Here is a 12,645-nt window from a genome sequence, read left to right as displayed (position 1 = left end):
TATTCCCCCTGAATCTCACGCACCACCTCATCGATCTGTCCGCAGGTGGCGCCGATGCTGCTCAAGAAACGCCTCTTGCTCGCGACTAAAGGGCCGAATCACATTGGCTGACGCAATGCCCCAACAATGGAGCGCATCTGCTGCTGCTTCGTGTTGCCAAATCAACTGGCCATCAGAGTCAAAACTGATCCAATGCCGGTCAAACAATTTGTCGACATGAGGAGAAAGAAGCAACCCATTGGCACCATCGAGCCGCTCATGGTTATCACAATCCCGCCAGGGTTTGATGTGGCTGGCAATGAGGAATTCTTGCCTAGCCAAACCAGTTACACGGCAAATCGACTCCTGTTCAGCAACACGATGCCGAAACAGACCCTGGCCCAATCGTGCTTTGGTCAATGCATCTCGCTCCGTTGTGCTCACGACCTCCTGTAAGGCCTGCACATCATCGAAAAGTGCGTGGGAAGAATCACGCTCTTCTGCCAGCACCAGGAGATGAACCTTGATCGCTGCATCAGCATGCTGCTCAATCATCTTGATCAGCAGATGGCCCAACGCCTCATCAAGCCCTGCCAAGTACACCCCCTGATTGCCCCGCCCTGATGTTGCACTGATCGGGCTATGGCGCTCAGGCAGCAGTGGCTGAATCAGCTCAAAGTGTTCGCGCGGCACCAAGGGCTGTTGCAGGGGCTGCCAATTCACCCTCACCAGCCAGCCGTTTTCACCCCAATACTCTCCTGTGCTGCCAAATTCAGGTGGCTTTGGTGCCGTCTCCGCCACCGATTCCACCAAACCAATCTGGCTGATCTTGGCGTACGCATAACTGAACACCACATCACCCACCTGGCAGCGCGCCAAGTTGTCGTAACTGACATTCTTGGCGCCATTGGCATTTTGTTTAGGCGACCAGATGTAGCCACCTTCCGTTTCCTGCCGGAAGGTCTGCTTGTGATTCACCCACCAGAACGCCATCAATCAAACCTCCCCCGCCTGAATCTCACGCACAACCTCATCGATTGGATCACTCACATCAATCTCACCGCTTTGCCCCGCCAGCTCTGCAAAACGCCGACCCTGCGGCAAGAGCCGGCTCTGCGCTGAACCCACCGCTGCATTGAAGCTCTTGTTCAAGCGCGTGAGGTTGCTGCCGATGTCGTTGAACTTGTCGATAAAGGTGGAGAAACGCTTGTGCAGTTCAACTGCCTGCGCCTGAATCTCATCGATGTTTTTGGCGATCTCCGCCTGCTGAATCGTCATCGCCAATCCCTTCAAAATCGCCAGCAGGCTGGTGGGGAAGGTGAGGATGATGTTCTTGCTGAAGGCGTACTCCAGCAGCTGTGGATCTCGCTCCAAGGCCATCGACAGGGCGCCTTCCACCGGGATGAACAGCACCACCCCATCCACCACCTGGCCCAGGGCACTGAGCTTGCCGGCGTAATCCTTCTTGCTCAATAGATCGATGTGGCTGCGCACCTTCTTCAAGTGCTCATTGAGTGCTGCGTCCCGTTGGGCTTGATCATTGGCCTGCAATGCATCGAGATAGCTCTCGATCGGTGCCTTGGAATCCACGATCAAACGGCGTGAGCCGGGGATGGTGATCACACAGTCCGGCCGGTAGGCGCCCTCCTCGGTGCCCACATGCACCTGCTCATCGAAGTCGCAGTAGGCGATCAAGCCCACAAACTCAAGGATCCGGCGCAGGTTTACCTCCCCCCACTGGCCCTTCACATTCGGGGAACGCAGCGCGGAGGTGAGCTGCTGGGCTGCACCTTGCACGTCTTCACTGCGCTGGCGCAGATCGCGAGTGGTTTCCGCCAGCACCGTGAGCTTGGCGTTGGACTCCTTCTGCAAGGCCTCCACCTGCTGCCGTAACTGCAACACCTCCTTGGCGAACGGCTCACTCACCGTTTCCTTGGTGCTCTTGAGTAAGGCTTCGCGGGAGCCATCCAGCATCTGACCGCTGAGGGAGCGGAACTGGGTGAGCAGATCCGTGCGGGCCTGCTCCAGGAACTGGGTTTGGCTTTCCTGACTGCGCAGCTTCTCGGCCACCTCCGCCATCGCGGTGCTGAGGCTCTCCTTCTCAGTGCGCAACTGATCCATCGCTGCCAGTGCAGTGTCATGGCCAGCCTTGAGGGCATCTCTCTCCTGGCTCACCCCCTCCAGTTGAGTGCGGCTGATCGCCGCCTGTTCGCTCGCTTGTTGGGCCTGCTGTTGCACTGCCTTGAGTTCACTGCTCTGGGCCTCCAGCTGCCTACTGAATTGCTCCAGGCCCTGGTCGGCCTTCAGCAGCCGCTCTTCAAGGAGACGCGCCTCACCGGAACCATCACCGCTGCGGCCTTTGCTGAACAAGCGGCTGAGGATGAAGCCAGCAATCAAGCCAGCGAGTACGCCGGTGATGAAGAGAAGGATTGGGGCCAAGACAAACCAGGGGCTTGAAACAACGTGACAGCAATTGCCTCAGACTGCCTCCCCCGAATGGGGGAGCAGGAAAGCCTCCGCTGACCTTCAGTTGAGTGATGCATTACGGCAAGCAAGCCTTCAGGCTCGTGATGAACGGCATTCGTCAACGCAACCGTGCCCAAGGAACACGAGGTCAATCAGCCCCCACCAGCCCTGGTCCTCGGCATCGATGCCGCCTGGACGGCTCACAACCCCAGTGGTGTGGCCCTGGTGCAACGGGCGGCTGAGGGCTGGCAATGCCTGGCCCTGGCCCCCAGCTACGACGCCTTTCTCGCCCTGGCTGCGGGCCAACCCTGGGACCAGAGCCAGAAAGCCCAGGGCAGTGAACCCGATCCCGCCGCTCTGCTCAAGGCCTGCCAACAACTGTCAGGGCAGCCCGTGGACTGCGTGTCGGTCGACATGCCCCTGGCCACAACACCGATCACCAGCCGGCGCGCTGCAGACACCGCCATCGCCAGCCGCTTCGGGCCGAAGGGTTGCGCCGTACACAGTCCATCAGCCAAACGCCCCGGTGCCATCGCCGATCAACTGCGCGAACGCTTCGGCGAACTCGGCGTTCCCCTGCACACCACAACTCCAGCTCGCTTAGGTCCGGCCCTGATCGAGTGTTATCCCCATGTGGCCCTGCTGGCCTTGCTCAATCGCGACTACCGCGTGCCCTACAAGGTGAGCCGCTCGGCTCAGTACTGGAAGGCGGAGCGGCCACCGATTGCCGAACGGGTCAAGCGTCTGCTCGCTGAATTCAGCGGCATCCACCAGGCCCTCAGCCAGCGCATCAGCGCCATCCCTCTCACCCTGCCCCAACCCAATGAGGTGAGCACGCTCTCATCGCTCAAGCCCGTGGAAGACATGCTCGATGCCCTGATCTGCGCCTGGATCGGCATCGAACACCTCGAAAACCGCACCGTTGGCCTGGGTGACTCCACCGCTGCCATCTGGGTGCCGGATCAATCCTCCGGCAGCTCCACGCCCTCATCCAATGCCATCAGCACCATCGCCTTGAAGTCGTCGTCCGCAAGGTCGCTGTAGGCCTGGCGTAGCTCCTGAAACAGATAGCCGATCACCTCACCGCCGGCTTCACGGGCAGCTTCCACATCAGGGTGGCGACGCACATGCTCCAGATAGGCCTTCAGCCAGTGGCGCTGATCAGCAGTCGCATGCCGCACAAGCTCACGCAGCCGCTCCGGCTGCAACCGCGGTTCGAGCATCTGCAGCAATTCCGCAGCAGTTCTGCGACTCTTCGCGGGAGGATATCCCTCAACGGCCATGAAGGCCTCAAACTCCTCCTCCACCCGCAATGCCTGGGCGGCCTGATAGCGCTCCATCGCCCGCACCGCCTCCATCGGCACATCGCCATCACGCAGTGCCTGGGTGATGCCGTTTTCCAGCAGCATCGCCGCCAGGCCAGACATGGAGCGGCCCGTCACTTCGGCCCAGGCCCACAGCAGTACCCCATGGGCTGGCGCGGTGGGTGTCACTGAAAGCCGGGCATTGGCCTTGAAGGGAGCCGAAACAGACATCGCGCATGAAGCAGACCAACTAATTGAAGCAAATCTGCTGCATATCTGCAGCAAATTATCCGTGTTCATCCATGAGACAGCCCGGGCATTCATCCATCAGATCTGCAGAGAATCAATTCATGCCAACCGCTAGCGTTGACAGCAATGACAGCACTGCTGGCAGCAGTCAAGCCATGGCCACCCTCACGATCCGCAACCTTGATGACGCCGTGCGCGATCGGCTCAGGCGACGCGCCGCCGAGCATGGCCACTCGATGGAGGAAGAGGTGCGCCAGATCCTTCGTCAGGTGGTTGAACCCACGAAACCAGCGGCAACCAAAGAAGGATTGGGCACACGCATTCACAACCATTTCGCCCGGCTCGGGGGCCTTGAGCTTGAGCTGCCATCACGGAATGACACTCCAACCGCGACAAGCTTTGAGCTGTGATCGTTCTCGACACCAACGTGTTGTCGGAACTGATGCGGCAGCAACCGGCTGAGGCCGTTCTGTGCTGGGCGGATCAGCTCAGCCCCCAGGAGGTGGCCATCACCGCCATGAACGAAGCCGAGATCCTGCACGGCATCGCCCGACTGCCCGACTCACGGCGCAAGCAACAGCTTGAGCAGGGTTGGGACGCCCTGCTGACGACCGTGCTCCAGCACCCGGTTCTTCCGTTCGACAGTGGTGCAGCGCACTGGTTTGCAGCCCTGGTAAGCCATCGCGAGGGCATGGCTCGTCCGATCAGCACCGCTGACGCCGTGATCGCCGCCACAGCCCTTGCCCATGACGGGCATCTGGCGACACGCAACACCGCTGATTTCGAAGCGATCGGCCTGCCCCTAATCAATCCCTGGAGCCGGAGTGGCCGGTCCATCTGAACCCAGCAACAACCAAGGCGCCTTCGGCGTTGCTAGTAACCCACAAGATCTCGTCGGGAACCATGGTCAGGCTTTGCTGCAGCTCAGCTGTGATGACGCTGTTGCTCGCCCTGCTGGCGGGGGTCCCCGCGCCGGCCAGAGCCGCCACCCCCTGTGAGCTCGGGGCCGGATCACCCGCCACGCTGCCGGAGATCAAGCCGGGATTGCTGAAGGGCTATCTCGAGCAGGAGGCGATGGCCGATGCCCTGGCCCTGCTCGAGGGTCCGCCGCCTGCGGGCAGCGCCGCTGCAGCCCTCGATCAAGCCCAGGCCAACGCCAGCTTTGCGCTGCGCGACTCAGCCCGCTGGACGCTCGCCGCCAGGGATGCCGATCTGCACTTCCCAGCAGCGGCCATCAGCTTCTCCTGCGCCCTGGGCGTGCCGATCAATGCAACGGACACGCCCAGATTGCTGCTGCTGATGCGCCGCAGCATGACGGATCTGGGGCTCTCCACCTACCCCGCCAAGAACCGCTACCAGCGCCAGCGCCCGTTCATGGTCAACAACCAGCCCATCTGCACACCTGCAGACGAACAGGGCTTACGCGGCGACGGCTCCTATCCCTCGGGCCACACCGCAGTGGGCTGGGGATGGGGATTGATCCTGAGCACGATCGCGCCGGAACGCAGCGATGAACTGATCGCCAGAGGCCGGGCCTTCGGTGAAAGCCGCAGCATCTGCAATGTGCACTGGACCAGCGATGTGCAGGCCGGTGAATTGATGGGTTCAGCAACCACCGCCAGGCTTCAGGCTGACCCTGTCTTCCAGGCCGATCTCCAAGCAGCACGCCAGGAAGTGGAGGCGCTCAGAGCCCGGAAGGCCCAGCCCAATGGCGACTGCAGTCTGGAGGAAGCTGCCTTGGCAATTCGCCCTTAATGAGAAGAACGCTCCCGCCATGGGGCAAGACAACGTCTTTACAGTCGCGGCAGACCACACAGAGCCCATGGCCAAGCTGGCAGAACTCAAGCTCAAACGTGTTCAGCAGCTGAATACGGCCGATAGCGCATTCGTGATTCGCAAGCACAAAGAAGTGCTCAATTGGATGATGCGAACGTTCGGGCTGGATACCTACGGGTTGACCTGGGCGCAGTTCGGCAAAGGGGTGGGGCTGGGAGCCCTGGCCACGTGGCTGCTACTGCGTTGAAGCAACTCAGAACACGCAAAAGCGCACATCCACAGCATCACCGTTGAGCACCCTGTAGCGGTACAGGCCGGCACGGGGTGTTCTGATCCGCCGATAGCCCGCAGGTTCGGCCATGCCATCGGTCTCCTCGCCCGGATAGAGCACCATCACCTGCAAAGGAACCGCCTCGGGCCGTGGATCAAGGCGTGGCTCGATCCGCCACTCCTGAGCGCCACCCAGTTGCAGCGTGAGCTCAACCGGGGCTGCTCCCGCGTAAGTGCCGCAACTGGATCCCCTTGCGAATTCAATCGGCACCACCGGGATTGGCGCTGCCGAAGCCGCTGCACTCAGCAACGGCAGCAGCATCGATGCGAGCCCAGCAAGAAACGAACAACGCATGGGCGATGCAGTGGCTCAACGGATGATGATGGACAGCCACGGCATCACGCACAACATGATCCGCATTGCACTGGTTGTGGGTGGGGCACTCCTCCTCGGTGGGATCAACGCCATCACAGCGAGCAGTGCCGAGAAGGCCATGGCCGCCGAACCCCAGCAGGCCTTAGCGATCCTGCTCAGGCAGCTTGATGCCAAGCCCCTGGGCCTCTACGACGGGGTGCGCCTGCTGCGCATCAACAAGCAGGGCGGCGGCAGCCTCACCGTGAGCGTGAGCTGCGAGCGCGAGCAGTGGCGCGTTCAGAACAGCGACAACCCACAAGGTCGCCCCAGCTTCTACGACGCCCCCTTCCTTTCCGCGAAAGGCATCAGCCGCACCTGGGTGTGCACCGGGCCGGCCAGGGTCCTGGAGTGAGGGATTGAAGAGCGCAGGATCACTGATCGAGACGGATGGACGCCGAGTCAGGTAATGGATGAAAAAACTTCGTCCAATACAAGACAAAACAAAGTGTGCCATCCGCTCTCCTCTCAATCACCCAATCCTCCCCAACCACAGCCTTAATCACACCCGAGCCAGAAGCAGGGCTTTCGCGATAGCGGGCCTGCCAATACACCGTGCCCGATGCATGAATACGGCAGGGGTCCTCGCACAGGGTAGTGAGAGCGAAATCACCGAGCTGATGCGATTCGTCGATCCATTGTTGATGCAGTAAACGGTGCTCCTCGAGAGAGAAAGCTTGTCCATCAGGCGCATGAATTCGCGCATCGGGATACAAGAAAAGCCTGGCGATACTGCTTGCGCATTCATCGGATGCGACTCCACAAAACCAATCCTTTGCGAGAGCAGAAACTTCGCCAAGCGTGATGCAATTCGACACTGAGACAGCCTTGCAATCGACACCACATTGTCAGAGAGCGGAGCCAACCGGGCGCACTACCGCAGCACGGTGGATCGCCTGCTGCGCGCCGAGGGTTGGCTGCTGGGCTTGTTCTTCTGCCACCCCCGCCCAGGCGGTCCCCCCTTCGGCAGCAACCCGGAGCAACTGGCTGCGAGCTGGGCGCAGATCGGCTTTCACCCCCTGATCTGGGAGCCGGCCCAGGGTTCGGTTGCCGGCCGCAGTGAGGAATGGCTTGGCTTCTGGCGCAAACCAGAGCAACGCAGCGCCTGAGGCCCGCGATCAGCCAGGACTCTGCGCGTCGCAGGCATCCAGGGTGATGCGCCATTCGCCGTTGTCACCTCGTTCCTGCAGAAAGCCACTGTTGCCTTTGCTCCACCAGGTGACGGCTTGATCCGCGCTGTAGCGGGCACCAGAGGCGGACGCCACCTGGGGCAAGGTGAGGCGCCGCCCATCGGGAAGGCGCAGGCGCACGAACGCCAGCGACTGATCACTGAGAGAGCCGTAACGCGCTTCGATGATCTGCCCCCCACCGCAGCGGTAGCGAATCGTCTCTCCCTGCACCACCGACAGTGCGATCAAACCAGCAATCAGGCTGCCGGACACGGTGAACACAGGCATCAGTTCAGAGGGCTAATCGCGTCACGGTCATGATGGCGTTGTTCACAAGCAACGCCGCTGGAAGCGACCAACACCCGCAGGAAGCATGAGTTGTCACCACCACCAGTACCCACAGGCATCCATCGCCAGCAGGGGCTTATTAGCGATCGGCCTAGGGCTGGGCATCGCCTTGGGCGGCACCTCAGCACTGGCCCAGATGCGGGGACCGCGCATCGGCAACGTGCGCGATGTGACCTGCGTGGCCAACTGGGAACGGCGCTTTCAGGTGATCAGCCCAGGGGTTTGGGAAATGACCATGGGCGTCAACGACCCGGATCCATTCATCTTCCGTGAGACGCGCCGCTCCACAGAATCGATCAAGCTGGAATCGATTCAGAACAGCCGGCTTCAAGCCATTCTCAACCTGGGGAGACAACGCATCAAATACATCATCCCCGGGATGGAATCCGACCCGCTCTACTTCAAGATTCAGTCGTACAACATCAATGGCGAAGGCTGCTGAAACAGAACCAGATTGGCTCGCAACATCAGAACTCAATCAGACGGCGACGGATGATCATCGCCCCGGCGCAGCCGGGCCCCATCCCACAAATCTCTCGCGAGGATGTCTCTGAGATGCTGCAACACCGCCTGTTTGCTGTCGTTCCAAGCAAACGGATTGATGGCGATCAAGTATTCATGTTGCACGCCAGATCCCCTGATGCGTGACGCCACAATCGACACATCGTCGTAACCAAGCGCAAACGCAGCATCCGGCGAAGCGCCAAGAATGCCTTCGGAAACAAACAGAAGAAAATCAAACAACACCGGACTGAAAGACTCCTCATCCGCGCGCAGATCACCGCACGCCACCATCTGTTCCCTGGTTTGCGGCGTATACGTCACAAACGAGAAGCACAGGGGATGGCCTGTGTTCTGAAGGTACAAACCCCGGAAACGTTGGCGAGTCATCAGAGAGATTCCCGACGCGTCGCTGAACTCTCCCATGCAGGCACAGGCGCTGATCAGGGCCAAGATGAAGGCTGAGCCGATCAGCATCTGCCCATGATTCGCGCCAGAGCTGCCGTGGCTTGGGCTCCCGGTGAACCCCTCGATGTCACCGAGATCGACGTGGCTCCGCCCCAGGCCGGGGAGGTGCTGCTGAAGGTAGTGGCCACAGGGGTGTGCCACACCGATGCCTACACCCTCTCGGGAGCCGATCCCGAAGGACTCTTCCCCGCGGTGCTGGGCCATGAAGGCGGTGCCGTCGTGGTGGAGATCGGCGAGGGCGTGAGCTCCGTGGCCGTCGGCGACCACGTGATTCCGCTCTACACGCCGGAATGCGGCAGCTGCCGTTTCTGCCGCTCCGGCAAGACCAATCTCTGCCAGGCGATCCGCACCACCCAGGGGCAGGGGCTGATGCCCGATGGCACCAGTCGCTTCTCCAAGAACGGTCGGATGATCCATCACTACATGGGCACCTCCACCTTTTCGGAATACACCGTGCTGCCGGAGATTGCGGTGGCCCGCATCAACCCCGAGGCCCCGCTCGAGAAGGTCTGCCTGCTGGGCTGCGGTGTGACCACCGGCATCGGCGCCGTGCGCAACACCGCCAAGGTGGAGCCGGGCAGTTCGGTTGCCGTGTTCGGTCTCGGCGGCATCGGCCTCGCCGTGATCATCGGTGCCGTGCAGGCCGGCGCTGAACGGATCATCGGCATCGACATCAACCCAGCCAAGTTCGCCATCGCCGAGCAACTGGGAGCCACTGAATGCATCAATCCCAACGACCACAACACCCCGATCCAGGAGGTGCTGATCGAGCGCACCGATGGCGGCGTCGACTACTCCTTTGAGTGCATCGGCAACGTGGAGGTGATGCGCGCAGCCCTGGAGTCGTGCCACAAGGGCTGGGGTGAATCAACGATCATCGGCGTGGCGGGTGCTGGGCAAGAGATCAGCACCCGTCCCTTCCAGCTGGTCACCGGCAGGGTATGGCGCGGTTCCGCCTTCGGGGGGGTGCGCGGACGCTCCGAACTGCCGGGTTTTGTGGAGAGCTTTCAGAACGGAGAGATCCCTCTCGACACCTTCATCACCCACACCATGGGGCTCGAGGCGATCAACAACGCCTTTGCGTTGATGCACAAGGGAGAGAGCATTCGCTCCGTCGTTCATTTCTGAAGGTCCCGTCCCCAACCCATCGCCATGGAACTGATCAGCACCCACCGCTGCTTCAACGGAGAACAGCGGCGTTACCGACTGCACGCCGAAACGCTGCACAGTGACACCACGGTGAGCGTGTATCTGCCCCCCGCCGCGCTCAGCGCAGCGTCGCGTGTCGCTGCCCTGCCCGCCCTGATCTGGCTGTCAGGTCTCACCTGCAGCGATGAAAACGCGGTGCAGAAGGCGGGAGCCCAGCGACTGGCCTCCGAGCTCGGGCTGGCCCTGGTCATGCCCGACACCAGCCCCCGTGGTGATGCGGTGCCCAATGATCCAGAGGGACACTGGGATTTCGGCCATGGCGCCGGCTTCTATCTGGATGCGGAGCAGGAGCCATGGCACCAGCACTACCGCATGCACAGCTATGTGGTGGAGGAGCTCCCGGCCCGGCTCAGCGCAGCCTTGCCCCTGGACCCCAACCGCCTGGGGCTGGCTGGTCATTCCATGGGCGGTCATGGAGCCCTGGTGCTGGGCTTGCGTCACCCGCAGCGCTTCCGTTCCGTTTCGGCGGTGGCACCGATCTGCCATCCCAGCGCCTGCCCCTGGGGGCAGAAGGCCTTCACTCATTTCCTCGGAAACAGCGCCGAGGCCCAGACCCGCTGGCGAGCCTGGGATGGCGTGGCCCTGCTCGAGGATGGTCATCGCCGGGAGGACTGCCTGCTCGTGGATGTCGGCTCCGCCGATCCCTTTCTGGAAGAACAGCTGCGCCCGAGCGACCTCAAGGCAGCGGCCGAGCGCTGCGGCCAGCCGCTCACGCTCACTGTGCATGAGGGCTACGACCACAGCTATTTCTTTGTGGCCAGTGTGATCGACACCCACCTGCGCCATCACGCCTCAGCCCTTGGGCTCAAGCGTGATCGCTGAGATGCTGCGATCGCTTCACCTGATTCTCACCAGAACCTCTCGCGATTCCCTCCGGAACAGCACCGAACGGCTTAAGACCCTCTCGAGATGGTGAATGAGTCAAGGACAGATCGGACTTGCTCCTCTGCTCCACTCACCACTTCACCATCATGTTTGCTCAACTGTTCAGCGCCGTCGTCTCCGCTGTCGACGTGGTCGCCAAAACCGTCACCTCCACCGTTGATGTGGTCGCCGGTCGAAAAACACCTGCCGAAGCCCTGAGTGCTGTCGCAGAAACCGTCACCGAATCGCCATTGGTCAAAAGCGTCACAGGTCTGATCGAGGTCGCCTCCGGTGACAAAACCTGGGAGGACTATGGAACTGATCTCGTTGAATCGGCCAAGAACACCACCCTTGGCACCGTCGTGGAGGGTGTGATCGATGTTGCCAACGGAAAAGATGTCGGCGACGCCTTGGTGGATGCCGCCAAGAAAACAAGCGTCGGGGAAGCGATTGACACCACCGTTCAGGTGATTTCAGGGGAAAGCAGCGTCAGTGAAGGAGTCAACAAACTGGCCGGGGAGCACACACCCATCGCCAAAGCGGTGAACGCTGGCAGCGAAGTCGTCGCCGGTGAAATGACCTTGGTGGATGCAGCCACTGAAGTCGCCCAGGCAGTCACGGCTGAACGTGATCCTCGCGCGGCCCAGGAGATCGGTGTCGTCAAGGAACAGTTGATGAACGAACCCGACACGGTGTCCAAAGCCATTGATGGAGCGCTCAACAAGCAGACCGAGGGCTTCTACACCGCTGCCCGCGATCTGGTGGACAGCACCGGGCTGACCAACATGAAAGAGCGCCAGCTCGCAGCCATCGAAAGCTTTCAGGAGGGCAACATCGGCGATGGCGTGCAGCATGCCGTGGCGGCAACAGGACCTGTCGGCAATCTGGTGGCCAACACCGTGGACAACGCCGACAACAACACCGAAGGCGCCTTTGGGCATGCGATCACCCTCGGTGCGCCCAAAGCCGATGCCCTCACCGGCATGGTTGATGCAACGCTGAATCTGCGCACCGGAGGCTATTTCTCCAAAGTGCGCGATGTGAGCGACAGCATGGGAATCACCGACATCAAAGAACAGATGAACGGTGGTTTTGACGCTCTGATCAACGGAGACTTCAACACGGCGGCCGAAACACTGCTGCTGCGCGTCAATCCCATCCCGAATGTTCTCTCCCGCATGGCCGAGAAAGGAACGGGCTACTGGGAAGACCTGCAACTCCCCGATGCCGACAAAGTTGTGGCTCTCACCGAGAAAGCCATGGGAGGACTTCCTTCTCTCGGCAGCAGCCAGAGGCTGAGGGAAGAGGCCACCGCCTTCATCGAGGATCTCTACGCAGGCGAATTTTCCCAGGCCGCCAACCGCGCCCGCAGCCTCAGAACGCACGCTGAACAGGCAGGAATCAACCTCGGCAGCGGCACCGATGGCTACATCGAAGCCCTTGATTTGTTCGCTGGCGGTGGAGAACAGTTCGATGCCCTGGTTGATGCATCGGTTGATCGCTACCTCAACCAAACGGGACTGACATCAGACACCTTGCCACCCCAGGATCAAACGCTGATCTGAAGCAAGCGTTCAAACCCGCCTCAGGGCGGGTTTTTTCATGACCGGAATTCCAAAATCCAGACACC

18 protein-coding genes are annotated in these 12,645 nt (G+C 61.1%); 11 read left to right on the top strand and 7 right to left on the bottom strand.

Annotation, left to right across the window (positions count from 1 at the left end):
- Positions 1 to 27: 27 nt before the first annotated feature.
- Together SynPROS71_RS04860 and rmuC are read right to left on the bottom strand one after the other, a co-directional pair.
- Entirely contained in the window at positions 28 to 972 is a 945-nt protein-coding gene (locus SynPROS71_RS04860; RefSeq protein ID WP_186597070.1) for an HNH endonuclease, read from the bottom strand.
- A 3-nt stretch (positions 973 to 975) separates the two neighbouring features.
- Positions 976 to 2,418 carry a DNA recombination protein RmuC gene (rmuC, locus tag SynPROS71_RS04855; protein ID WP_186597068.1) on the bottom strand — a complete coding sequence of 481 codons (1,443 nt, stop codon included), beginning with the start codon at positions 2,416 to 2,418 and terminating at the stop codon, positions 976 to 978.
- A 156-nt stretch (positions 2,419 to 2,574) separates the two neighbouring features.
- Between rmuC and SynPROS71_RS04850 the strand changes: the two genes are divergently transcribed.
- Entirely contained in the window at positions 2,575 to 3,489 is a 915-nt protein-coding gene (locus SynPROS71_RS04850; RefSeq protein ID WP_255442392.1) for a DUF429 domain-containing protein, read from the top strand.
- Here the strand turns inward: SynPROS71_RS04850 and SynPROS71_RS04845 are convergent.
- Positions 3,408 to 3,980 (bottom strand): hypothetical protein, encoded by a 573-nt coding sequence (locus SynPROS71_RS04845; RefSeq protein ID WP_186597066.1) that lies wholly within the window; start codon positions 3,978 to 3,980, stop codon positions 3,408 to 3,410. The two genes, SynPROS71_RS04850 and SynPROS71_RS04845, sit on opposite strands and share 82 nt — an antisense overlap.
- A gap of 119 nt (positions 3,981 to 4,099) precedes the next feature.
- Between SynPROS71_RS04845 and SynPROS71_RS04840 the strand changes: the two genes are divergently transcribed.
- From SynPROS71_RS04840 to SynPROS71_RS04825, 4 genes are all read left to right on the top strand, one after another.
- The gene (locus SynPROS71_RS04840) at positions 4,100 to 4,408 is read left to right on the top strand and encodes an Arc family DNA-binding protein (RefSeq protein WP_222929542.1); all 309 of its coding nucleotides are present in this window, start codon (positions 4,100 to 4,102) and stop codon (positions 4,406 to 4,408) included.
- Positions 4,405 to 4,839, top strand: coding sequence for a type II toxin-antitoxin system VapC family toxin (locus SynPROS71_RS04835; RefSeq protein WP_186597064.1), 435 nt, complete (start codon positions 4,405 to 4,407; stop codon positions 4,837 to 4,839). Before SynPROS71_RS04840 ends, SynPROS71_RS04835 begins: the two co-directional genes overlap by 4 nt.
- A gap of 92 nt (positions 4,840 to 4,931) precedes the next feature.
- Positions 4,932 to 5,753: a phosphatase PAP2 family protein gene (locus tag SynPROS71_RS04830; RefSeq protein ID WP_255442391.1), complete on the top strand. Its 822-nt coding sequence runs from the start codon at positions 4,932 to 4,934 to the stop codon at positions 5,751 to 5,753.
- Between the two features lie 67 nt (positions 5,754 to 5,820).
- A complete protein-coding gene (locus SynPROS71_RS04825; protein WP_186597060.1) occupies positions 5,821 to 6,021 on the top strand; it encodes a hypothetical protein in 201 nt (66 codons plus the stop codon).
- Positions 6,022 to 6,027: 6 nt separating this feature from the next.
- Here SynPROS71_RS04825 and SynPROS71_RS04820 read toward each other — a convergent pair whose 3' ends face one another.
- Positions 6,028 to 6,399, bottom strand: coding sequence for a hypothetical protein (locus SynPROS71_RS04820; RefSeq protein ID WP_186597058.1), 372 nt, complete (start codon positions 6,397 to 6,399; stop codon positions 6,028 to 6,030).
- On the opposite strand from SynPROS71_RS04820, the gene SynPROS71_RS04815 reads away from it, so the two are divergent.
- Complete coding sequence (locus SynPROS71_RS04815; RefSeq protein ID WP_255442390.1) at positions 6,398 to 6,811, top strand: hypothetical protein; 414 nt, start codon at positions 6,398 to 6,400, stop codon at positions 6,809 to 6,811. The genes SynPROS71_RS04820 and SynPROS71_RS04815 overlap by 2 nt on opposite strands.
- Positions 6,812 to 6,830: 19 nt before the next feature.
- Here SynPROS71_RS04815 and SynPROS71_RS04810 read toward each other — a convergent pair whose 3' ends face one another.
- A complete protein-coding gene (locus SynPROS71_RS04810) occupies positions 6,831 to 7,274 on the bottom strand; it encodes a hypothetical protein (protein WP_131454524.1) in 444 nt (147 codons plus the stop codon).
- 27 nt (positions 7,275 to 7,301) lie between these two features.
- Here SynPROS71_RS04810 and SynPROS71_RS04805 point away from each other — a divergent pair, with 27 nt between their 5' ends.
- Complete coding sequence (locus SynPROS71_RS04805) at positions 7,302 to 7,565, top strand: hypothetical protein (protein WP_255442388.1); 264 nt, start codon at positions 7,302 to 7,304, stop codon at positions 7,563 to 7,565.
- Positions 7,566 to 7,574: 9 nt separating this feature from the next.
- Here the strand turns inward: SynPROS71_RS04805 and SynPROS71_RS04800 are convergent, their stop codons facing one another.
- Positions 7,575 to 7,913: an MliC family protein gene (locus SynPROS71_RS04800; protein WP_186597056.1), complete on the bottom strand. Its 339-nt coding sequence runs from the start codon at positions 7,911 to 7,913 to the stop codon at positions 7,575 to 7,577.
- Positions 7,914 to 7,998: 85 nt separating this feature from the next.
- Here SynPROS71_RS04800 and SynPROS71_RS04795 point away from each other — a divergent pair, with 85 nt between their 5' ends.
- Entirely contained in the window at positions 7,999 to 8,415 is a 417-nt protein-coding gene (locus SynPROS71_RS04795; protein ID WP_186597054.1) for a hypothetical protein, read from the top strand.
- 32 nt (positions 8,416 to 8,447) lie between these two features.
- Here SynPROS71_RS04795 and SynPROS71_RS04790 read toward each other — a convergent pair whose 3' ends face one another.
- The gene (locus SynPROS71_RS04790) at positions 8,448 to 8,864 is read right to left on the bottom strand and encodes a hypothetical protein (protein ID WP_186597878.1); all 417 of its coding nucleotides are present in this window, start codon (positions 8,862 to 8,864) and stop codon (positions 8,448 to 8,450) included.
- Positions 8,865 to 8,957: 93 nt separating this feature from the next.
- Here SynPROS71_RS04790 and SynPROS71_RS04785 point away from each other — a divergent pair, with 93 nt between their 5' ends.
- From SynPROS71_RS04785 to SynPROS71_RS04775, 3 genes are all read left to right on the top strand, one after another.
- Complete coding sequence (locus tag SynPROS71_RS04785) at positions 8,958 to 10,070, top strand: S-(hydroxymethyl)glutathione dehydrogenase/class III alcohol dehydrogenase (RefSeq protein ID WP_370586858.1); 1,113 nt, start codon at positions 8,958 to 8,960, stop codon at positions 10,068 to 10,070.
- 24 nt (positions 10,071 to 10,094) lie between these two features.
- Positions 10,095 to 10,973 carry an S-formylglutathione hydrolase gene (fghA, locus tag SynPROS71_RS04780; protein ID WP_186597052.1) on the top strand — a complete coding sequence of 293 codons (879 nt, stop codon included), beginning with the start codon at positions 10,095 to 10,097 and terminating at the stop codon, positions 10,971 to 10,973.
- Positions 10,974 to 11,122: 149 nt separating this feature from the next.
- Complete coding sequence (locus SynPROS71_RS04775) at positions 11,123 to 12,580, top strand: hypothetical protein (RefSeq protein ID WP_186597050.1); 1,458 nt, start codon at positions 11,123 to 11,125, stop codon at positions 12,578 to 12,580.
- Positions 12,581 to 12,645: the final 65 nt, after the last annotated feature.

The organism is Synechococcus sp. PROS-7-1 (assembly GCF_014279795.1).
Lineage (GTDB): Bacteria > Cyanobacteriota > Cyanobacteriia > PCC-6307 > Cyanobiaceae > Synechococcus_C.
Note: the sequence above shows the minus strand (reverse complement) of the source record. Positions and strands in the feature narration are given on the sequence as shown.

What these genes read in the sequence shown, in the direction of transcription:
- SynPROS71_RS04790 (WP_186597878.1), bottom strand. Translation starts at nt 8,864, where the DNA reads ATGACTCGCCAACGTTTCCGGGGTTTGTACCTTCAGAACACAGGCCAT.
- SynPROS71_RS04785 (WP_370586858.1), top strand. Translation starts at nt 8,958, where the DNA reads ATGATTCGCGCCAGAGCTGCCGTGGCTTGGGCTCCCGGTGAACCCCTC.
- SynPROS71_RS04830 (WP_255442391.1), top strand. Translation starts at nt 4,932, where the DNA reads ATGACGCTGTTGCTCGCCCTGCTGGCGGGGGTCCCCGCGCCGGCCAGA.
- fghA (WP_186597052.1), top strand. Translation starts at nt 10,095, where the DNA reads ATGGAACTGATCAGCACCCACCGCTGCTTCAACGGAGAACAGCGGCGT.
- SynPROS71_RS04860 (WP_186597070.1), bottom strand. Translation starts at nt 972, where the DNA reads ATGGCGTTCTGGTGGGTGAATCACAAGCAGACCTTCCGGCAGGAAACG.
- SynPROS71_RS04815 (WP_255442390.1), top strand. Translation starts at nt 6,398, where the DNA reads ATGGGCGATGCAGTGGCTCAACGGATGATGATGGACAGCCACGGCATC.
- SynPROS71_RS04840 (WP_222929542.1), top strand. Translation starts at nt 4,100, where the DNA reads ATGCCAACCGCTAGCGTTGACAGCAATGACAGCACTGCTGGCAGCAGT.
- SynPROS71_RS04800 (WP_186597056.1), bottom strand. Translation starts at nt 7,913, where the DNA reads ATGCCTGTGTTCACCGTGTCCGGCAGCCTGATTGCTGGTTTGATCGCA.
- SynPROS71_RS04845 (WP_186597066.1), bottom strand. Translation starts at nt 3,980, where the DNA reads ATGTCTGTTTCGGCTCCCTTCAAGGCCAATGCCCGGCTTTCAGTGACA.
- SynPROS71_RS04775 (WP_186597050.1), top strand. Translation starts at nt 11,123, where the DNA reads ATGTTTGCTCAACTGTTCAGCGCCGTCGTCTCCGCTGTCGACGTGGTC.
- SynPROS71_RS04820 (WP_186597058.1), bottom strand. Translation starts at nt 6,399, where the DNA reads ATGCGTTGTTCGTTTCTTGCTGGGCTCGCATCGATGCTGCTGCCGTTG.
- SynPROS71_RS04825 (WP_186597060.1), top strand. Translation starts at nt 5,821, where the DNA reads ATGGCCAAGCTGGCAGAACTCAAGCTCAAACGTGTTCAGCAGCTGAAT.
- SynPROS71_RS04795 (WP_186597054.1), top strand. Translation starts at nt 7,999, where the DNA reads ATGAGTTGTCACCACCACCAGTACCCACAGGCATCCATCGCCAGCAGG.